Origin of the sequence: Myroides sp. DF42-4-2, from assembly GCF_030326445.1 — a bacterium.
Classification (GTDB): Bacteria; Bacteroidota; Bacteroidia; order Flavobacteriales; family Flavobacteriaceae; genus Flavobacterium.
Genome location: NZ_JACAKI010000012.1, coordinates 37,425 through 59,497 on the forward strand (window position 1 = coordinate 37,425; position 22,073 = coordinate 59,497).

Consider the following 22,073-nt stretch of genomic DNA (forward strand, 5'->3'; position numbering starts at 1 on the left):
AATCTTATCAAAATAATAATTATAAAAATCTTTTAAATTCAAAATCTTTACTACCTTTGCTTTCGATAGAAGTGATTTTACATTTTGTTTTTCATTAAGCAAAAAGCTAGTAATTACAACCTATTCACCCTATTTTTAAACCATTAACATTACAAACTAGACAACAAAAAGATTGCACTAAATTTTAGATTTATGTTTCACAAAAAGTTTTTTAATCGATTTACATTTGGCCAATTGACCATAGCATTAGTTGTGATTTACGTATTATACGCAGTTACGACTTTCGCTCTTTATCAATCAACAGCTAGCATTGTTAATCTCGTAATCTCAGGAATTCTTACATATTTGACAATCTATGATTTAATCCAAAATAAACATACGATTCGTAAAAACTATCCTTTATTTGCGCGTTTTAGATATATGTTCGAATCCATTCGTCCAGAGATGCGTCAGTATTTTTGGGAGGGGGAATTAGATGGTAAACCCTTTAACCGTCGTGAGCGTTCGATTGTTTATCAAAGAGCAAAAAATGAGAAGCAAACCGTATCATTTGGTATGCAAGACGATGCAAATCGCATTGGCTACGAATGGGCGGCCCACTCTGTTTACCCAAAACACGTAACAGATACGAACTTCAGAACATTGATTGGAGGCGACGACTGTAAGCAACCTTATAGTGCGAGCATATACAATATTAGTGCAATGAGTTATGGTGCATTGAGTAAAAAGGCGATTACGGCTTTAAATGAAGGGGCTAAAATCGGTGGATTTGCACATAACACGGGTGAAGGAGGAATAAGTCAATACCACCGTTCAGGAGGAGATTTAATATGGCAAATTGGTACGGGATACTTCGGTTGTCGCGATGAGAAAGGTTTTTTCAGCGATGCATTGTTTGAAGAACGTTCGAATTACCCAGAGGTAAAAATGATTGAGTTAAAACTTTCACAAGGAGCAAAACCAGGACATGGAGGATTGCTACCTGCTGAGAAAAATACAGTTGAAATTGCTGCAATTAGAAGTATTACACCGCATACAACAGTTCACTCGCCCTCAGGACATACTGCTTTTTCAAATCCAGTAGAGCTAGTTCAATTCTTAGCTAAAATGAGAAAATTATCCAACGGAAAACCAGTTGGATTTAAAATCTGTATTGGACGCAAAGATGAGTTTTTAGCTATTGTGGACGCAATGAAGCAAACGGGTATTACTCCAGACTTCATTACTATTGACGGTGCAGAAGGAGGAACAGGAGCAGCTCCATTAGAGTTTATTGACTATATGGGTATGGCGTTAAACGATGCTTTAGTATTCGCAAACAAAACGTTAATCGAAAATGGGTTAAGAGGTAAAATTAGACTTTTAGCTTCAGGTAGAATTATCTCTGCATTCGATATTGCAAAAACGATGGCATTAGGTGCTGATGCATGTTACAGTGCTCGTGGAATGATGTTTGCATTGGGTTGTATTCAAGCTTTACAATGTGATAGTGGTCACTGTCCAGTAGGTATTGCAACTCAAGACGAAACGCTATACAAAGCGTTAGATGTTACAGACAAGAGAATGCGCGTGGCGAACTTCCACAAAAACACAATGAAAGCTTTAGGTGAATTCATCAGCGCTGTTGGATATGAAAAACCAAGCGAAATTGACCCTAGAACCTTCCATAAACGAGTGGATCACGGGGTTACAAAGAGTTTCCAAGAAATGTACTTTGGCGAATTAGATACGCGCAAAAAAGCGTAATCATAACCAAACTTATCGAAATAAAAAAAGGTCAGCAATCGCTGACCTTTTTCTTTCCCAAAAAACTCACTCATCAAATTAGGTTAGAATTTCAATGAGTGTTCAAAACAATTAAAACAAAAAATTTATTCATAGACTAAACGTCATCTCTTGTCTTACAAAATCAGGCGACAAGGTTAGGTCATCGCCTGAATACAATTCAAAACTGATAAAACTATTGTACGCATCTCACCTATTCTCCTCTGGCGCAGTTTGGCTTAATTAAGCCTAGCTGCATTAACAAAGAACTCGGTTAGAACTCTAGTCTTAGAATTGATTTTATATTGGCATTGCTTACACACAATGCTATCACTTTTTATATGGCTATTTCTGTACCTATATCGTCCCCTCATGCGGGATTATCCTTCCTTTATTCTAGGTCTTCTATACTTTTGGATGATCTCCTCCCCTTTTTTCTTAGAAGCCGCTACGCTCATTCGATTTGTCTCTTTTCTTTTCGCATTAGTATCTCCAATGGAATGCAAACCTGAGCTATATGTTGTACTAAATCTGGGACTATTCCATGTAAATAGGGCGATTAGGGATTGTAACATTCACAATACAGCAAGAACGTTGTCCTTGTTTCACCACCTTAATTCAACATTCACTTTAAGCTTCCTGAAACAAATTCTTAAGCAAAGTAAAACATTTTGTTAAAAAAGACACTATATTTGGGGTGGACATCGTGGTGGACAAAGGGGTGGACATTTTATTTTTTAACAATAATTGCTGTTTATGAAAAAGCTACTGTATCTTTTTATGTTATCGCTTCTATTTTCTTGTACTCCCTCAACCGAGCATACATCCAATCAAATTAACCTATTACTGGCTGATTTAAACAAAATAGACGATTTAGTGAACCTTGAAGAAGTGGTAGCAGCCAAGCCGGCCAAAGCGTATGATTTGAATAAAAATATGTTTAGTACAATTGTAAAAATTAAACGCGCACAAATCAAATCCAAAGAACTCGGTGCATTTAACGAGCAATCAACTTTGCTTTTTAAAGAAGTCGAAGAGCAATTAGAAACCATAAACTTTCCTAATTTAACGCATTGGGCCTATACACAAATCGGCTTTTATTACTATACATACAATTACTATGTTGAATCGGCAAATTACTACAGTAAAGTCACTATTGCCTTAGATCATAATCCCGAACAAATCACCATTCAAGCTACAGATATTTACCGAAAAATTGGATATTTCTACGGAACCATAGGCAAAGCAAAACAAGGAATTACCTATTTGACCAAGGCGCTTCAACTAACCACTAAGGACAATATCAATTACACAAGTCTACTCAATGCTATTGGCAATTTTGCAATTAAAGACAAACAAGAAGCACTAGCCTATCCCTATTTGATTCAGGCAAAGAATATATCGGAAAGTCAGGGAGATCTTTTGCGCTATGCCAAAGTACTCGGCGATCTTGCGACAATTGAAAACAACAAGCAAAATTGGGAAAAAGCGATCAGTTACTTAGAAGAAGACATTGCGATTTCCAAAAAGGTAGACGACAAAAAGAACACCATGTTTGCCTTGCTTTCCCTTGCACAGGTATATTGGGATAAATCCGATATCCCTATGGCAAAGAAAACAGCGCTAGAGGCCTTTTCTTACACCCAAAGTCTGAACTATGTCAAAGGCTTTGAATATCAAATCATGCATCTTTTACTCGAAATCGCGATTTACGAAAAAGATGAAAAAAGAGAGCTTCTCTACCGAAGAAACCTAACTACCCTACACGAATATATCAATGAAACCGAAGGACAAAAAGCAATTGATCAGATAAACTGGGATGCTGAAATTGAATTGATTAATCTGCAACTAGAAGCTCAGCGCTATCACTATGAGAAAATCAATTATCAACGCTTGTTATTTATATCTATTTCCTTCTCATTGGGTTGTATTTTAGTTTTTCTCTATCGCGTATACCGCACACAGTTATCCAAACAAGCTTCTATTTATGAGTCAAACATCTTAAAAATTGAGCAGGAGATGGCAGAATCCGAAAAGAGATGGCAGGACACTAATCACTCTTTAGATTCGTACAAAGAATATTTGGCAGAAAAGACCAAGCAGATTAATATTTTAGAGATTGAGTTAAATAAGCTAAAAGACTCTACTAGTGTAAAATCTCAGACGGAGCGAATGAAACTAGAACAAACCATTTCTTCCCATTTAATGACGGATGAGAGTTGGTTAATCTTTAAGAAAACATTTCAAAATGAACAACGGGAATATTTTGAAAACTTAATGCAACAGTTCCCCGAATTAACAGATTCAAATCTGCGCGTTGTGCTGCTTCAAAAATTAAATTTAACCAATCAAGAGACAGCAAATATTTTGGGTATTACCATTGAAGCTGTAAAAAAGACCAAACAGCGACTAAAGAAAAAATATAGGGATACATACGATCAATTATTCAATTGATCACAAAAAAAGGTTTAGTTTCCAACTAAACCTTTTTGTTATTTATTCAAAGGGTAAATTATCCAGATCTACATTACCTCCAGATAAAATTATTCCAACTTTTTTGCCTTCAAACAATTGACGTTCTTTAATTAAGACGGCAAGTGCAACGGCACTACTTGGTTCGACGATGATTTTCATCCGTTGCCAAATTAGGCGCATGGCACTGATTATTTCATTTTCTCGAACGCGGATAATCGCTTTAACTCCTTCTTGAATGATAGGAAAGTTGACATCACCCAGTTGCGTACGCAGACCGTCAGCGATTGTCTCGACAGACAGGTTGCATTCAATTTTTCCACTTTCTAGGGAGCGAAAGGCATCGTCTACCTCATAAGGTTCACCTGCATACACTTCGATTCCCGCTTTACCAAAGGCTTTGGCGGCTAAAATAGTACCTGCCAATAGCCCCCCTCCTCCAACGGGAACGATCAGGGCATCCAAATCGGGTTTTGCTTCTAGCAGTTCTTTTGTTGCGGTGCTACTACCGAGGATAACATCCATTTCATTAGACGGGTGAATAAACGTCGCTCCAGTTTCATCAATCACCTGATTACACACGCGTTCTCTGGATTCCATAGTAGGGGCACATTCGACGATTTCACCGCCGTACATTACCACGGCATCTTTTTTGACAATGGGTGCATTAAAAGGCATCACAATATAACACTTCACATCAAAGGTACGCGCTGCAAGGGCTAAAGCTTGGGCGAAATTTCCAGACGAATGCGTAACCACTCCCTTCGCTTTTTGATCTGCAGACAAATTGAGAATAGCATGGGTCGCTCCTCTCATTTTAAATGCGCCTGCGCGCTGAAAGTTTTCACATTTAAAATACAAATCACTTCCCAAAAAGTTTTCAATATGTCCCGATTCCATAATAGGCGTCAAGTGAACATAGGGCTTAATTTTTTCGTAACAGGTATTGATTTTCTCTTTCATAACTAAATTAACCTAGGATAAAAAACTCCCAAACTGATTAAAGTTTGGGAGTCTATAGTATATTACTTTACGTCCATTAATTCAACATCGAAAACTAGGATTGCATTTGGTGGAATAACTCCTCCTGCTCCTCTTTCTCCATAACCTAAATAGGATGGAATAACGAAACGAGCCTTATCACCTACTCTCAATAGTGCGATTCCCTCGTCCCATCCTTCGATTACATGTCCCATTCCCAATGGAAATTCGATTGGTTTCTTGCGTTTATAAGAGTTGTCAAACTCTGTTCCGTTGTCTAATGCACCTTTATAGTGTACGGCAACTGTTTTTCCTTTTTCTGCTTTAGCACCTGATCCGTTTACGATCATTTGGTAACGCAATCCGCTTGCTGTACGTTCAAAACCAGCGGCTACTTTTTCTAATGCTTCTTCCGCTGCTTTTTTCTGCTCTTCTATTCTTCTTTCTCTTGCTCCTTCAAATACTCTGAAAGCCTCTACCGCATTCCATTGTTGAGCTGCTTCACCAACGCGAACGATTTCTAGTGATTCGATTACGTCATCTTGTCCGATTGCATCAACAATATCTTGTCCGCTAACTACATGACCAAAAACAGTGTGTTTTCCATCTAACCATGGAGTTGCTACGTGAGTAATAAAGAACTGTGAACCATTTGTTCCAGGACCTGCGTTTGCCATAGACAATACACCAGGACCATCGTGTTTTAAAGTTGCGTCAAACTCATCGTCAAACGTATACCCAGGTCCACCTGAACCAATACCTTGAGGACAACCTCCTTGAATCATAAAGTCAGGAATAACTCGGTGAAATTTTAATCCATCATAATATGGTTTTCCTTGTGGACGTGCTGAATTTTCTAATTTCCCTTCCGCTAATGCAACAAAGTTACCTACTGTACCAGGTGTTTTATCTTCCGTTAGTTTAACTAAAATTTCGCCTTTTGACGTATTAAATTTTGCGTAAATACCGTTTTCCATTCTTCTTATGTTATTAATTTTTAATACTTTTATTTCGCTTGGCTTTTAAGTAGATCAGCCATGACAAAAAGGCTAACACCATGCCGCCTATACACACGCCTACCCAGCCAAAATAATTCCACAAATATAAACCAAAAGCCGAGCCAAATGCTGTTCCGAGGAAACTAAATGACATATAGACAGTATTTAGTCGATTACGCGCTTCTGGCAATAGGGAATAGATTCGCGTTTGATTGGACACGTGGATCGTTTGTAATCCTAAATCGATGAGGATGATTCCAATAATAATTCCGACAATAGAGGTATCCGACAGGGCAAACACGACAAAACTTAAAAATGTCATGCCAATACCATATAAAATTAGTTTTTGAGCGCCACCTGCGCCTCCAATTTTTCCGACTAAGGGAGCTGCAAAGGCACCACAAGCACCAATCAGTCCAAAAGATCCGATCAATGCGCTGTCATAACCAAAAGGTTGGTTGTGCAACAGCAGGACCATCGTGGTCCAAAACGCTCCAAATTGTGCAAAGGCCAAACTCGTAATCCACGTAGCTTCGCGCAGGATGGGTTGTTCTTTTATCAGTTTAAAAAGAGAACCATATAAACTAGATAGGCTTCCTTCATAGGTAGGTTTATTAATAGGGAGTCGAAATTGAATCAGGATAACTAAAAGCAGACAAATGGCCGTAGCTATCCAGAACATTCCACGCCATCCTAGCCACACGCCAACGAAACCACTTAAGGTACGAGAGAATAAGATACCGATTAACAATCCGCTGACCACCGTGCCAATTACCTTGCCCCTTTGTTCGTCAGAAGACAAACTCGCTGCCATAGGTAGAACCAATTGAGGTACAATAGACGTTGCTCCAAGGACAAAGCTTATCACCTGAAGCCAAAAGAAATTTTGTACGCTAGCCGTTAGTCCCAAAGCGACAATCGCACAAAGGGTTGTCAGGGTGATTTGTTTTTTTCGCTCCAACATATCTCCTAAGGGAATCATCAAAAACATTCCGATAGCATAGCCCGCTTGGGTGAGGTAGGTCAGCGTTCCCGCATCTGATTCTGACACCTTAAACTCATCGGCAATTAAGGGAATTAAGGGCTGACAGTAATATAAATTGGCGACAATTAACCCGGTAACTGCAGCCATGAACCATACATTTGCTTTAGATAAACTCATAGGTACAAAGGTAAAACTTCTGCTTTGTTCCCACCCCTATCAGGCATAATTTGTACAAGAAATAAATAATTCCACACATTTTTTATACTTGTATTTTGTAGGGATCTTTGAGTAAGGTAGATATTAGCGTTGGATTGTATTTAATTGGATTGTACCTTTGTGTAAATTTTATTAAGATGCGCATAGATATCATTTCCGTTATTCCGGAGTTAATCGAAAGTCCTTTTCAAGCTTCAATATTAAAACGAGCAATCAGCAAAGGGCTAGTAGAGGTACACTTTCACAATTTACGAGACTATAGCACGAATAAACACAAAAACGTAGATGATTATCAGTTTGGTGGAGGTGCAGGTATGGTGATGAGTATCGAGCCGATCGATCGCTGTATCAGCGCGTTGAAAGCCGAACGCGACTACGATGAGATCATATATATGTCGCCAGATGGAGAAACGTTAAATCAAACCATGGCCAACTCCATGTCACTCCTTAAGAACATCATTATTTTATGTGGTCATTATAAAGGAGTAGATCAACGTGTTCGCGATCACTTCATTACCAAAGAAATTTCGATTGGTGATTACGTCTTATCTGGAGGAGAATTGGGTGCTGCAATTTTATGCGATGCCTTGATTCGCTTAATTCCAGGGGTACTTAACGACGAAACCTCAGCTTTGACTGATAGCTTTCAGGACAATCTACTCGCTCCACCGATATACACTAGACCCTCCGAGTACAAAGGTTGGAAGGTTCCCGATGTGTTATTGAGTGGAAATTTTGCAGCCATCGACAAATGGAGGGAAGACATGGCTTATGAACACACGAAAAACAGAAGACCTGATTTATTAGAAGACCAAAACAAATAAATCTAAGTTTCTAGTTTTTAATTAGTTTCTATATTTACAACTCCTATTGCTTGTCAAATATAGGTTGTATAACCAAGTAAAGAACAATATTCCAATTATTTAGCCGAGAAATTAGGATTATTTTATTGGTTTTTCATATATTTGCACTCGCTTTAAACTAACCTCTGGCGAGGTCCGTGTATGTTGGTTTAAATTAATTAATTATTTTTTTCAGAAATGGCAGATTTAATGAAATTCGTTCAAGACGAATTAGTTGCAAAAAAAGACTTCCCAGCATTTAAAGCTGGAGACACTATCACAGTGTACTACGAAATTAAAGAGGGTGACAAAAAAAGAACACAGTTCTTTAAAGGAGTAGTTATTCAAAGAAGAGGTACAGGTGCTACTGAGACTTTTACTATCCGTAAAATGTCTGGTAACGTTGGTGTAGAGCGTATCTTCCCAATCAACATGCCTGCTTTAGAAAAAATTGAATTAAATCAAAGAGGTAAAGTTCGTAGAGCTCGTATTTTCTACTTCAGAGAACTTACTGGTAAAAAAGCAAAAATCAAAGAAAGAAGAGGATAATCTTATTTCTGAGACGCATAAAAAAAGGAAAGCAATATTGCTTTCCTTTTTTTTATGCGTCAATTCCTAGTCTTCAGCCCTCCATCAAAAACAAGATTACAAGCAACAGAATCTAAATACACATCCAGAGGCTATTCTAGTATACTCCCTAAACAAGACTTCTGCAAAAACATGTATTGTTACAACAGAACGAGACAACCTGACCCGTCCTAAAAAAACTGTACAGTTTTTAAAACATAAAAAGATGGGAAGAGAACCAAAAATCAAAGAGCGTTATCATTTAAAATTCATAGAACAAATAGTTCAAGAAATAGAGAATGGGGCAAGTCAAAATTCAGTAATTCGCAAGTATAACCTAAATAGATCTACTGTAAATCGTTGGGCTAAGAAATATGCAAGTCCTGAGTATCATGCTACACGTAAAAATAAAGTTTATTCAGAAAGTCTTAAACGTCAAGTAGTTCATAGTATTACAGAACACCATATGACAGCACAAGAAGCCTGTATAGTGTATGGTATAGAAAGCATAAGTACGATAAATAACTGGTTGTTAGTTAATTATAATAAAAATATAGATATTTGTAATGAAATTGTTATTCCGTCACTTATGGAAGAAAAAACATTCAATACAGAATCTTTAGAAATTAAAGCTTTAAAAAAGGCATTATCAGAGGCACAATTTAAGATAGTAGCTTTAAATACATTGATAGATGTAGCAGAGAAAAGTTTGGATATTGATATCAGAAAAAAGTCTGGTTCCAAGCAGTTGAAGAAGTAAAACTCTTATACCCTAATAAGGGAATAAAAAAAATATGTCAACTGTTTGGTAAAACTCGAAGTGCTTATTATCAGTCAATAGACAGATATGCAAGTCAATCTATTAAAGATGAGATTATTCTTCAAGAAGTTTTAAATATTAGAGCTACTCTACCAAGAGTAGGAACTCGAAAACTTCAACATATGTTACAAGAACGCTTAGGTTCACACAATATAAGCGTAGGAAGAGATTATCTGTTTGATTTATTAGACAGTCATAAAATGTTGGTTAGACAACGAAAGCGTAAAGCATATACAACAGACTCCAGAGCTTGGAGAGGACAGTATTTAGACTTGTATAATGGAGTAAAAGTTACTAGGCCAGAACAATTTTGGGTAAGTGACATCACCTATATCAGGTTAAATAATACTTGGGGCTATTTAAGTTTAATCACAGATGCTTATTCTCATAAAATAATGGGCTATAGTTTTAGTTTAGATTTAACTACTAATGGATGCTTACAAGCCTTGAAAATGGCATTAAAGAACAGGATTTATACAGAGAAACTTATTCATCATTCAGATCGAGGATGTCAATACTGCAGCAGTGTTTATACTAAATTACTGATAGAAAACAACATATCTATTAGTACAACACAAAGTGGTGAACCAAGAGATAATGCCATAGCAGAGCGAGTAAATGGTATAATTAAAGGTGAATTTGATTTAAACTATTCAAGTTTAGGTTATCAGAAAACGATTGATAAAATTAAGAATAGTATAGAAGCTTATAACCAAATTAGACCTCATGATAGTTGTGATAGGCTAACTCCAAATCAAGCTCATTTAAAGACAGGTGTTCTTGCTAAGAGATGGAAGAATTATTACAAGACTAATAAACAAAAAAAACAACCTGTACAGTAATAAAAGGATTAATAAAAATCTGTACAGTATTAAGTAGGATTATTAACTATAGCTGTACAGTTATAGTAGGACGAGACAACCCTGCTTCGGGCTGTGTCCATACTGAGTCCATAGTGAGTCCATAGTGAGTCCATTAAAACCCCATTTTTTAATAGACTCAGTACGGATGCACAACGCAGGTACCCTAGTCGCAATAGTACGATAACCACTAGAAAAAAGTTAAAAACTAAATATGACTGCTTTAGCGGATGTACAAAAGCAAGAGTAAAAAGTATACAACGCTCAAGTTGTGAAGAGTTGAGCGTATATCATACAAAAACCCCGTCTAAAAATAGACGGGGTTTTATTTTTTTAAGCTTTTTGACAGCCTCGTTTTTTATTGTTTTTTTACTCGCTTTTTTTAAACTCAAGCTAAAACAAAAAAAGAATCCTTTAGCTAAATGTTTTTTCTATTGTCATAGGAGCGAGTATCGATCAATTTATAGTAAGGATCAATCCCAACTTCTGTTGGTTTTTCATCTACAATGATCGTAAACTCATTCTCAATATCAGTAATCTTTACTTTTTGTAAGTACAACACTTTTTCTTTGGCCTTAGCCTCTTTTGTTTTGGCAAAAACGCCCACCTCAACATAATCTGCTAAAGGAAGTGACTCTATTTTTACATCTTTATCAGCTGTAAATAGCAGTGGTTGTTCTCCTTGATCCGCATACTGTCTCGCTCCTGTATCACCTGCTCTATATTTACTAACATAGGCTTTTAGTTTCACCTCATATTTTCCGTCAGCCAAAGCTTTTGTTTCAACTTGCTCTACGTAATTGTCATAGAGTGTGATCGTTTCAAACATATCCTTAACCATATATTGAAGAGAATCTGGTGTTGCGCGTTTAATTTCTTGTACCAGTTCAGCTGAGATGGTATAAGGAGCTTCTTGGAAAGCTACTTTTTTGACATATTCTTTCAATACACCATTTAGCACCGTATCGCCTAAATAATCACTCAAAGTATAAAACACTAAGGAACCTTTATTGTAGTGGATATACTGTTGGTTTTCGTTATACATTAATGGTTTTTCTTTTTTATCCTCTCTTGAACGTCCACTTAAATACCCATCTAAAGCGTCTTTTAGGAAACGTTGCATTTGACCTTTTCCGTATTCTTTTTCCAATACTTTCAACGAGCTGTATTCAGACAAACTTTCTGAAAGCATCGTTGCTCCTTGAACATTGGCTCCGATTACCTGATGTGCCCACCACTGATGAGCAACCTCATGTGCCGTTACAGAAAACGGATAATCGACTGCATTTTCATCGGTTTCATCCACATTGGCAACGAAACCGATGGTTTCAGAGAATGGAATAGTATTGGCAAAAGATTGAGCAAAACTTCCCATAGTCAGTGGAAATTCAATGATACGCACTTGTTTGTGTTGGTAAGGACTGAATGCTTTGGAGTAATAATCCAACGACTTTTTAACACTAGACACCATTCGATCAAGGTTGTACTCATGGCCTTTATGGTAGTAAATTTCGATATTTACACCTTGCCATGTGTCTCGTTTCACCTCGTATCGCGCTGAATTAAACGCGTAGAAATGCAACATTTTTTGATCCATTTTATAGTGGAAATAACGACGGTTTCCTTCGGTCCATTCCTTTTGTAAATAGCCTGGAGCAATGGCGATTTGATCCGCAGAAGTACTCACTGTTGTTTCGAAGTGAATCCAATCTGCATCGTGGTTGATATACGTATTTTGCAACGCTTTTTGATCGGTTTGCTCCGCCATGCGTTCTTTTGGTGCTAGTCCGTATTTTTTGCGAATCTCATCGTCGCTAATTTCCGCGCGATCAGCATACCCCAATCCTGGAAAATAACTATTATTTATGAAGGTTCCATTGTCTAATACAGGAGAGTCGGAACGGATCCACGAATTGGGTTTGTTTTGAACGACAAACTCTAAGGTTCTAGTTTCTCCAGCTTGCATAGGCGTATCGAAACGGTAGAAGCTAATGCCTTGGATAGAATCGGTTGATAAAAACGTTCCTCCTTCTAGAACGATTGTATTTTTTAAACTTGGATAATAGGACACATATAAACTGTCTAAGGCTTGATTTGTCTTGTTTTCGAGGATATAGGTTCCTCTAGCTTGAAAATTGTTTTGCTCAGGATATAAATCAACGTCAACCTTTACATCTACGATACGTGGCTGTGCCATATCTTGGTATTTTTTGTACGTTTTTTCATAAGCTACCTGAAGAAGCTCCGTGTCTTTAGAAGAGTGAAATACATTGAGTACTGTATTTTCATAGTATAAATAAGCGCCTAGACCGATAAATGCAGTAAAACAAAGTAGTGTTGGCACCACTACAATCGTTTTCGCTCGTTTCTTTGCGAAATAAAAACGCTCTTTGAGTCCACTAAAAACGCCTCTTCTCCAAAACAGTAAGGTTAAGCCACTAATCCCTCCTACAAATAACAACCAATACAAGGAGAAGATGATAAATCTACCAAATAAAGCACTTGAACCGAAGCCATTCATATCAGAGTAGGTTGGTGTAGGAATCGAATTAAAGAAGAAAACAGCTTGTTCAATTCCAATTGAACCAAGTGCTGGCCATCCCATTTGAATAACGAGCAGGGCAAAGAAACCTATGATATAATTTTTAAAGAACGTTTGTACGGCTAGCGCCATCAACGCCCATATAATAAACTCAATCCAGCTATACCCTAATAAACTCTGAAGGTACAAACCGATTTCGAACTGAAAATATCCATGGTAGCTTTGAATTCCAATACTCGTGAGGATAATCACTAAGAACAACATTAATTGCATACCCAACAAAGCGAAGAGCTTTGAGGTAAATAATACCCAGTTGGACACAGCCGTTGAGTCTACCAATAAATTCATACGCGTATTTTCCCCTCTGTGCACGAGTAATCCCGCGCCCAAAAACGTCATCATCAAGATAAAGAAGGTAAAGGTTCCTCCTGGGATCATCAGCATTTGACGGGTTAAGGGATACGTTGGTGTACCATACATCGTCATGGAGAAACTAGCCACCAAGATCATAAACATAACTCCCACACCGATAAGAATCCAAAATACGCGATTGCGCGCTAAAAATTTGAAGTCCATTTTTGCAAAGGCAAAGACATTGCTCCAACTTGTTTTTAAAGAAAAGTCGTAGTTGACTTTTGGCAGCTCAATTTTAAAGATGCCACCAAAATTATTTTTAACCAAACGCTCGCCTTTATTTTTTCGTTTCCACGAAAAAGTGGCGGGTTGCTGAGCGAATTTGAAGACACTTCCCAAAACAAGGAGAGACGCTAAAGTAACACCTAACCACAACAAACGATTGAGAATAAAGTATTTTTCTAGGGGTAGATTATTGATATTCTTTTCTTCTACGCTCCAATATTGCGTATAATAATAGATTGCTTGATCTCCATTGGGATCGAGTAAAGCGGCTAATTCTCTGTAATCTACATCTGCGGCAATACTATTGACAACTCCCTGTAGAATCATAATGATAATAATCGTTATAAAACCTGCATAAATACTACGGCTAAGTGTTACAACAGCAAAGATTATTGCCCCCATAAACAGCATATTGGGAATCAAATTAAAAAGATATCCTTGGATATAATTCCACCATAAATTAGGGCCTAATAACTCTGGCTTTGCCCAAGGCACGAGAGTTGCTAAATAGCACCCAATTCCCATCATCACGCTGATTGACAACGTAACTAGAAAGGAGCTGGCAAATTTACCCGTTAAATACTGCCATTTAGAAAAGGGATAAGAATACAGAATGTGATGAACATTATATTTGTAATCGCGATAGATTGACATTCCAATGATGGACGGAAATAAAAAATACAGCAGCGTATTGAACGAATTCAACAAGGAATTAAGGACATAAGCTGAGTTCATTTGCAAAAGCGAAGCAGAAGTATTTCGAACGGCATCAAAAACACCAATAGTGGCCATCATCGAAAAGAAGCTTATTGTAAAAAATATTGCTAGGTAAAGATAAAATACCCAGCTCTTAAACCAACGTTTAAGTTCAAAAGTAAACACAGTTTTAAACATCCCTTAGTCGTTTTTTAATGCAACAAAATAAACATCTTCTAACGTTGGTTTTACCAATTCAAAACCTTCATTTGTCAAGGAATCCTTGGTATGTACACGAATTTTTAGTCGGTTTTCTTGGTTGTATTTACCAGATAAAATATTGAGCTGTTGGTATTGATCTAATTCTTCTCTATTGATTTCTTTGATCCATATTTGCCCATCTAATTTTTGTTCTGCCTGTTTTGGTGTACTTCTTTCCAATAGATGTCCACCATTTAAGATGGCCATTTCGTGGCATAGTTCGTTGACGTCATCTACAATATGAGTAGAGAAGATAACGATATTGTTTGTACCAATTTCGCGCAATACATTCAAAAAACGATGGCGTTCTGCGGGGTCTAACCCTGCAGTTGGTTCATCGACGATGATTAATTTAGGATCGTTCAACAACAATTGAGCAATGCCGAATCGCTGCTTCATTCCTCCAGAATATCCACTAACGCTTTTGCGTCTTACATCATATAAATTGGTAACTTCCAATACGCGTGTTACGATTTCACGGCGTTGTGTGGCGTTAGAAATTCCTTTTAAACGAGCGAAATAATCTAATAAGTCTAAGGCAGACATATTGGGATACACCCCAAAGTCTTGCGGTAAGTATCCCAATACTTTTCTAAATTCCGTTTGTTGTTCTAAAATATTGATATCTCCGAATCGAATTGTTCCTGCGTCTGGTTTTTGTAAAGTAGCTATTGTTCGCATCAATGTAGACTTACCTGCTCCATTAGGTCCTAACAGTCCAAACATACCAGGTCCAATTTCTATTGATAAGTCATCCAATGCCTTTACCCCATTTTTATAGGTCTTACTTAAATTTTCAATAACTAATTTCATATTTCTATTTTTTGATTTAGTCTATAAGTGTTCCTTTTCAAGCATTTGTTACATAAAAAGTACTAATTATTCTATTTTCCTTTACGTTTCGTTTAATTTTTACGTTTAGTCTACTTCTTTTCTGTTCTCCCCCTTGAAAATCGGTCGTATACGTCAATTAAAATCTTATTTTTGCGGTATTTTTTAGCAGTATGATAGCAGCGTCTTTCTTCTCGAATAAAACATATAAGGAAATCAACTTTAAAAATGAGATTTTCGCAGGATTAACCGTGGCGATGACCATGATTCCTGAATCGTTATCCTTTGCCATTCTCGCGGGTTTAAGTCCGCTTACGGGGTTGTATGCTGCCTTTTTGATGGGCATTATTACGGCTATTTTTGGCGGTAGACCTGGGATGGTTTCTGGAGGTGCAGGAGCAACAGTTGTTGTCTTAATTGCCTTAGCCTCTCTTCACGGGGTGGAATACCTATTTGCTGCGGTTGTTGTTGCGGGTATCCTTCAATTCCTGGTGGGTGTGTGCCAATTGGGGCGATTTGTTCGACTCATTCCTCAACCGGTGATGTACGGGTTTCTAAATGGATTAGCAGTTATTATTTTTATGGCACAAATCGCACAGTTCCAAGTTACCACAGCTGGAACAACCACCTGGTTAACCGGAGAATCCTTATATTATATGTTAGGACTGACCGCTTTGACCATTGGTATTGTTTGGTTATTTCCTAAATGGACAACAAAAGTTCCCGCTTCTTTAGTTGCGATTATAAGTATATCCCTGCTTGTCTTTTTCTTGCAGTTAGACACCAAAAAAGTAGTAGACATTGCCTCCGTCAGTGGCTCCTTGCCTCATTTTCATCTGCCTGATGTTCCTTTTACTTGGGAAACGCTGAAAATTATTCTTCCTTTTTCTGCGGTCATGGCAGGTGTGGGTTTAATCGAATCTTTATTGACACTCAATATTGTAGATGAATTGACCAATACGAAGGGCAACAGTAACAGAGAAGCTATGGCGCAAGGAGGCGCTAATATTGTCAATGGTTTTTTTGGTGGAATGGGAGGTTGTGCGATGATTGCACAAACCCTAGTGAATATAGGAGCTGGTGCTAGAACAAGGCTTGCTGCCATCTTGGGAGCCCTCACCATTTTGTTCATTATTTTATTTGGAGGCACGATTATTGAACAAATTCCCTTAGCAGCTCTTGTTGGGGTGATGATGGTTGTGGCCCTTTCTACTTTTGAATGGGTTTCTTTTCGGTTGATTACCAAAATGCCTGTTTCCGATATTTTTACTTTATTTCTCGTTACGGGACTTATTGTATTCACTCATAATTTAGCCTTGGCGGTGTTGGTAGGAGTAATTGTATCGGCTTTAATTTTTGCTTGGGACAACGCAAAGCGCATACGTGCACGAAAATCTTGGGATGAAAAGGGAAACAAAATATACGAGATCTATGGACCCCTTTTTTTTGGAAGCACTACTGCCTTTGCGGAAAAATTTGTTCCACAAGAGGACCCAAACTGTATTATTATTGACTTTAAAGAATCACATATTGCTGATATGTCCGCTTTGGATATCCTCCAAAAGGTTATAGGCAAATACAGTGATTTAAACAAAAAAGTTGTTTTGCGCAATCTTCGGGCAGACAGCCTTCGATTAATTCACAACAGTAAGGCATTTCAAGAAATAGAGATCGAAGAGAACAGCCCCCTAGAAGAATTGCATTAATTCGTTTTATTATCAGAAAAAGTGTGAACTTTTCGGTAGAATACACCATAATTCACTCAAATACAGAATAAAAAACAAATACCATATATTTTTAACAACATTTTGAATTGCATTCGTTTTTTATTTATTTTTTTTACCTACATTTGTTTGATCTTATACTAAAAAAGACAATAAAATATAATCCTTTTAAAGTAATTACCTAAAAGGTAAAGTAAAAAGTCCAACTAGTTTAGACTATCTCGACTTCTTTCTGATAACCCCTTAATCTGAAAGGAAAAAGGCTGTTTTGATTCAAAACAGCCTTTTCTTGTATTACTTGATGTAGTTTATTTCATTTTTGGGTTCATTCTCATCGAGAAAACCTTGTTGATTCATCCACTCATCGCTGTAAATTTTGCTCATATAGCGAGAACCGTGATCAGGAAACAGCATAACTACTACGCTATTTTCATCAAACATTCCTTGTTCTGCGTACAAACGAGTTGCTTGAAGCACGGCTCCAGAGGTATACCCTAAAAACAAACCTTCCGTACGTGCTAATTCTCTTGCCACTAGAGCAGCATCTTTATCTGTTACTTTGACAAACTGATCGATCACTGTGAAATCTGTAGCTGAAGGGATTAGATTTTTCCCTAACCCTTCAATTTTATAGGGAGCAATTTCGTTTGGATCTAATTCCCCTGTTTCGTGGTATTTTTTTAGCACCGAGCCGTAGGCATCAACACCTAATACTTTGATATTTGGGTTTTTCTCTTTTAGAAAACGTGCAGTTCCTGAGATTGTCCCCCCTGTTCCTGAACAACATACAAAATGAGTAATTTGCCCTTTCGTTTGTTCCCAAATTTCAGGTCCTGTAGACAAATAATGTGCTTCTGTATTTAAAGCATTAAAATATTGATTAATATAAATTGAGCCAGGTGTTTCTTCATGCACGCGTTTTGCTACTTCATAATACGATCGGGGATCGTCTGCGGCAACATTTGCTGGACAAACGTATACTTTTGCTCCCATTGCTCTTAGCATATCGATTTTGTCTGGAGAAGATTTATCACTAACCGAAAGAATACACTTATATCCTTTGATAGCGCTAATCATTGCAATACTAAATCCCGTGTTTCCCGACGTTGTTTCTACGATGGTCCCTCCTGGTTTTAAGATTCCTTTTTTCTCAGCTGTTTCAATAATATGCAGGGCAATTCGATCTTTTGCAGATTGTCCTGCGTTAAAAGCTTCTACTTTTCCGTAAAAATGTCCTGCCAATGAAGCAGTAACCTTTTCTAATTTCACTAAAGGTGTTTGTCCTACTAGGGAAATCACATTATCATAAGCTTGGATTTCTTGTTTCATTTTTCAATTTATTTTTTACCGCATTTAGAACAGCACATATTCTAAACAAAGGTATGAATTATTATTTTTTTACTGTTTAATTCCTTCCAAGTCAAACATAAAAGCAAACTCTTTGGCTACTTCTTTGAGCGATTCAAATCGCCCTGAAGCACCTCCATGTCCAGTATCCATATTGATATCAAAATACAATTGCTTGTCGTTTGTTTTCGTATCTCTCAACTTGGCAACCCATTTTGCGGGTTCCCAATATTGCACTTGTGAATCGTGTAATCCCGTAGAGATATACATATTAGGATACGCTTGTGCTTTTACATTGTCATAAGGAGAATACGACAACATATAGTCATAGTACACTTTTTCGTTGGGATTTCCCCATTCGTCATATTCGCCTGTAGTCAATGGTATACTGTCGTCTAGCATTGTTGTTACCACATCGACAAAAGGAACTTGTGCGATTATACCTTGGTATAAATCGGGGCGTTCATTAGCGATTACTCCCATCAACATTCCCCCGGCAGATCCTCCTTCAGCAAATAGGTGTTCTTGGGAGGTATAGCCTTGTTCAATCACGTATTCAGAACAGGCAATAAAATCGGTAAACGTATTTTTCTTTACCAATAGTTTTCCGTCTTCATACCAATCGCGTCCCATGTCTTCTCCTCCGCGTACATGTGCAATCGCATACACAAAACCGCGATCCAACAAGCTCAAACGCGTCGTGGAGAAATAAGGTTCCATGGTAATTCCATAAGAACCATATGCATATAACAAGAAAGGATTTTTCCCGTTGCGTTCCATACCTTTTCGGTAGACCATGGAAATTGGCACTTTTACCCCATCCTTTGCCGTTGCCCAAATTCGCTCTTCGACGTAGTTATTTTTATCAAAGTCACCCAACACTTCTTGTTCTTTTAGAATCTCTTTTTCTTGGGTACGCATATTAAAATCAATCACCGAAGAAGGGGTGTTCAACGATTGATATACAAATCTAAATTTCTCCGTTTCGAAGTCGGCATTGATCTGTGCTTGTGCGTTATACGTTTCGCTTTGAAAAGGCAGGTAATAGGCTTGTTCACCTGTTTTCCACGGTTGAATTTTAATGTGTGGTAATCCGTTAGATCGCTCAGAAATCACCAAATAATCTCTAAAGATATCTACTCCTTCTAACAGCACATCTTCGCGATGAGGAATTAATTCTTCCCAATTCGCGCTAGATGTTTGTGTTTCTGGACAAGACATCAATTTAAAGTTATCGGCATTGTCTTTGTTGGTTAAGATATAAAATCGATTGTCATAATGAGAAATCCCATACTCTACGCCACGCTCTCTTTTTTGGAAGATTCTAAAATCTCCTGTAGGATTGTTTGCTTCTACAATGCGGTACTCGCTAGTCAGAGTGCTTTCGCTTCCGATAACCAGGTATTTCCTCGATTTTTCTTTGTAAATAAAAGTGTCAAAAGTATCGTCTTTCTCGTGATACACTAGCACATCCTCCGCCATAGGAGTTCCGATTACATGTCTGTAGATTTTATCTGAACGCAGGGTTACGGTATCTTTACGCGAATAAAAAAGTGTTTTATTATCACTTGCCCAAGTAGAAGCTCCTGTGGTATTGGGAATGGCTAAATCTAGGGTTTCTCCTGTTAGTAGGTTTTTCACGTATAGGGTGTATTCTCTGCGCGAAACGGTATCCACGCCATAAGCGACCCATTGGTTGTCTTCGGAAACCGTAATCCCCCTCAAGTGGAAATACGCATAGGGGGCGGCCATTTCATTACAGTCGAACATAATTTCTTCAGCTGCCTCTAAGCTTCCTTTTTTACGCGCGTGAATGGGGTAATCTTTCCCTTGTTCAAAACGCGTAATATAGTAATACCCGTTGTAAAAATAGGGCACAGATGAATCATCTTCCTTGATGCGGTTCTTCATCTCGTGAAACAGGGCTTCTTGTAGGGGTTTTGTGTGTTGTGTAGCTGCTTGATAGTATGCTTTTTCTTGATTTAGGTAAGCAATTACTTCTGGGTTTTCTCTGTCGTTTAACCAAAAGTAATTGTCTACTCGGGTATGCTGGTGCGCGGTTAATTCACGCGCTATTTTTTTTGCTACTGGAGCTTGAATAGATTCGTTCATTTTTATTATTTAAAATACAAAAATACTAGTTTTTAATGGGCTTCACCAAGATTAAAGCGCTTAGTTTCCCCTGTAAAAATTCGACAGCTTTACAATTTTGCTTGTAGATTTTTTTTGGCTTCTTCCAACCATTCTTCTTTCAACAAGCCAAATACGGCACTATCTCTTCTTGTGCCATCCGTTCGGATTTTGTTTTTTCGCAAAATTCCTTCTTGTGTACACCCCAAACTTTTGATGGCAGCTAAACTGCGTTTGTTTTCATTATCTGCTTCGAACTCTACGCGTTCAAAATGCGCTTTTTCGAATAAAAACTCAAACAACAAATACTTGCAATTTTTATTCACTCCTGTTCCTTGGGCTGTTTTTCCATACCAGGTATAGCCAATTGCACTTACTTTATTGCGCAAATCCATGCGGTAATACCGGGTGGAACCGACGATTTTATTTTGTTTTTTATCCCATACTACAAAGGCATAGCCCTGTTTTTCCTTTCGCATAGCCAAAGCTGCTTTGATATAGAGGATCATGTTTTCGTTGGTTGTAGGTTTGTCTGAGGAAAAGTACCAAATATCCGATTCGTGTAAGGCATAGTACAGCAAATCTGCGGCATATTTTTCACTTAAAGGAATCAATTTTACGCGGTCATTTTCCAAAACATACTCTTGTGCAAAGTCAAAAGTGTGCAGCGTTAAAGTTTGAGGTTTAGTTTGAGCCATCATGTAGAGTTTTGGTTGCGCTAGTTTATTTTGTTGCATCTAGTATTCAAATATATTCATACTTTTTGGGCTATGAATGTACATTTAACAGCATACTAACAAAAAAGAGATAGCGTATTTCCCTATCTCTTTTCTATGTTTAGTTTACTTCTTTTATTTTTTCTTTGAATTGTGCTAGCGCTTGTTCAAATTCCATGCGTAATTCATCGGGTATAATTCCTTGTTCAGCAGCGAAATTCTCGTGAAATTTAGGCAATGAAAAAGTTTGTACGATATTACCTCCGAAAGCGGGAAATATTGTTTTAGCGATATTTAGTGCATTTTGTGCGGCATATCCTCCTGGTGAAGTGGATAGCAACAACATGGGTTTGTTTTGCAAGAGTTTGAGGTCCAATCGCGAGCACCAATCAAACAAGTTTTTAAATGCTGTAGTCCAGTTGCGATTGTGTTCTGCCATGGAACAAATCAACACATCAGCTTCTTTGAGTTTGGCTAAAAAAGCTTTTGCTTCTTCAGGGCAATTTTCTTTTTCGCAATCTACAGAGAAAATAGGTACTAAATAATCATTTAAGTCGATCAATTCAACCTCATCTTCTTTAAAAAACTCTAACGCATAAGAGGCAAAGCTTTTATTGATGGACGTTGAAGAAATACTTGCTCCAAATCCGATAACTTTCTTTTTATTTTCCATTATCCTGTT

16 protein-coding genes are annotated in these 22,073 nt (G+C 37.6%); 7 read left to right on the top strand and 9 right to left on the bottom strand.

Going from position 1 to position 22,073, the window contains the following annotated elements:
* Positions 1 to 192: 192 nt before the first annotated feature.
* Together HX062_RS10120 and HX062_RS10125 are read left to right on the top strand one after the other, a co-directional pair.
* Positions 193 to 1,746 (top strand): FMN-binding glutamate synthase family protein, encoded by a 1,554-nt coding sequence (locus HX062_RS10120; RefSeq protein ID WP_286467291.1) that lies wholly within the window; start codon positions 193 to 195, stop codon positions 1,744 to 1,746.
* Between the two features lie 774 nt (positions 1,747 to 2,520).
* Positions 2,521 to 4,218: a tetratricopeptide repeat protein gene (locus tag HX062_RS10125; protein WP_286467292.1), complete on the top strand. Its 1,698-nt coding sequence runs from the start codon at positions 2,521 to 2,523 to the stop codon at positions 4,216 to 4,218.
* A 42-nt stretch (positions 4,219 to 4,260) separates the two neighbouring features.
* On the opposite strand, the gene HX062_RS10130 is transcribed toward HX062_RS10125, so the two are convergent.
* From HX062_RS10130 to HX062_RS10140, 3 genes are all read right to left on the bottom strand, one after another.
* Positions 4,261 to 5,199 carry a pyridoxal-phosphate dependent enzyme gene (locus HX062_RS10130; protein WP_286467293.1) on the bottom strand — a complete coding sequence of 313 codons (939 nt, stop codon included), beginning with the start codon at positions 5,197 to 5,199 and terminating at the stop codon, positions 4,261 to 4,263.
* Positions 5,200 to 5,261: 62 nt separating this feature from the next.
* Positions 5,262 to 6,194 carry a peptidylprolyl isomerase gene (locus tag HX062_RS10135; protein WP_182627297.1) on the bottom strand — a complete coding sequence of 311 codons (933 nt, stop codon included), beginning with the start codon at positions 6,192 to 6,194 and terminating at the stop codon, positions 5,262 to 5,264.
* Between the two features lie 13 nt (positions 6,195 to 6,207).
* Positions 6,208 to 7,377, bottom strand: a complete 1,170-nt coding sequence (locus HX062_RS10140) for an MFS transporter (protein ID WP_286467294.1) — start codon at positions 7,375 to 7,377, stop codon at positions 6,208 to 6,210.
* A 176-nt stretch (positions 7,378 to 7,553) separates the two neighbouring features.
* Between HX062_RS10140 and trmD the strand changes: the two genes are divergently transcribed.
* From trmD to HX062_RS10160, 4 genes are all read left to right on the top strand, one after another.
* Positions 7,554 to 8,240: a tRNA (guanosine(37)-N1)-methyltransferase TrmD gene (trmD, locus tag HX062_RS10145; RefSeq protein WP_286467295.1), complete on the top strand. Its 687-nt coding sequence runs from the start codon at positions 7,554 to 7,556 to the stop codon at positions 8,238 to 8,240.
* A 216-nt stretch (positions 8,241 to 8,456) separates the two neighbouring features.
* Positions 8,457 to 8,807, top strand: coding sequence for a 50S ribosomal protein L19 (gene rplS, locus HX062_RS10150; protein WP_182627285.1), 351 nt, complete (start codon positions 8,457 to 8,459; stop codon positions 8,805 to 8,807).
* 244 nt (positions 8,808 to 9,051) lie between these two features.
* Positions 9,052 to 9,585: a COG3415 family protein gene (locus tag HX062_RS10155; protein WP_286467297.1), complete on the top strand. Its 534-nt coding sequence runs from the start codon at positions 9,052 to 9,054 to the stop codon at positions 9,583 to 9,585.
* A 32-nt stretch (positions 9,586 to 9,617) separates the two neighbouring features.
* Positions 9,618 to 10,487 carry an IS3 family transposase gene (locus HX062_RS10160; RefSeq protein ID WP_286417822.1) on the top strand — a complete coding sequence of 290 codons (870 nt, stop codon included), beginning with the start codon at positions 9,618 to 9,620 and terminating at the stop codon, positions 10,485 to 10,487.
* Between the two features lie 436 nt (positions 10,488 to 10,923).
* Here the strand turns inward: HX062_RS10160 and HX062_RS10165 are convergent, their stop codons facing one another.
* Together HX062_RS10165 and HX062_RS10170 are read right to left on the bottom strand one after the other, a co-directional pair.
* The gene (locus HX062_RS10165) at positions 10,924 to 14,580 is read right to left on the bottom strand and encodes an ABC transporter permease/M1 family aminopeptidase (protein WP_286467298.1); all 3,657 of its coding nucleotides are present in this window, start codon (positions 14,578 to 14,580) and stop codon (positions 10,924 to 10,926) included.
* Between the two features lie 3 nt (positions 14,581 to 14,583).
* Positions 14,584 to 15,456 carry an ABC transporter ATP-binding protein gene (locus HX062_RS10170; RefSeq protein WP_182627281.1) on the bottom strand — a complete coding sequence of 291 codons (873 nt, stop codon included), beginning with the start codon at positions 15,454 to 15,456 and terminating at the stop codon, positions 14,584 to 14,586.
* Between the two features lie 191 nt (positions 15,457 to 15,647).
* Between HX062_RS10170 and HX062_RS10175 the strand changes: the two genes are divergently transcribed.
* Positions 15,648 to 17,180, top strand: coding sequence for a SulP family inorganic anion transporter (locus HX062_RS10175; RefSeq protein ID WP_286467299.1), 1,533 nt, complete (start codon positions 15,648 to 15,650; stop codon positions 17,178 to 17,180).
* Between the two features lie 312 nt (positions 17,181 to 17,492).
* Here HX062_RS10175 and capA read toward each other — a convergent pair whose 3' ends face one another.
* The 4 genes from capA to HX062_RS10195 form a co-directional block, all read right to left on the bottom strand.
* On the bottom strand, positions 17,493 to 18,527 hold the full coding sequence (capA, locus tag HX062_RS10180; protein WP_182627278.1) for a cysteate synthase: 1,035 nt from the start codon (positions 18,525 to 18,527) through the stop codon (positions 17,493 to 17,495).
* A 69-nt stretch (positions 18,528 to 18,596) separates the two neighbouring features.
* Entirely contained in the window at positions 18,597 to 20,657 is a 2,061-nt protein-coding gene (locus HX062_RS10185; protein WP_286467302.1) for a S9 family peptidase, read from the bottom strand.
* 89 nt (positions 20,658 to 20,746) lie between these two features.
* Positions 20,747 to 21,412 (bottom strand): GNAT family N-acetyltransferase, encoded by a 666-nt coding sequence (locus HX062_RS10190; RefSeq protein ID WP_286467303.1) that lies wholly within the window; start codon positions 21,410 to 21,412, stop codon positions 20,747 to 20,749.
* 100 nt (positions 21,413 to 21,512) lie between these two features.
* Entirely contained in the window at positions 21,513 to 22,064 is a 552-nt protein-coding gene (locus tag HX062_RS10195) for an NADPH-dependent FMN reductase (protein WP_286467304.1), read from the bottom strand.
* Between the last annotated feature and the right edge of the window lie 9 nt (positions 22,065 to 22,073).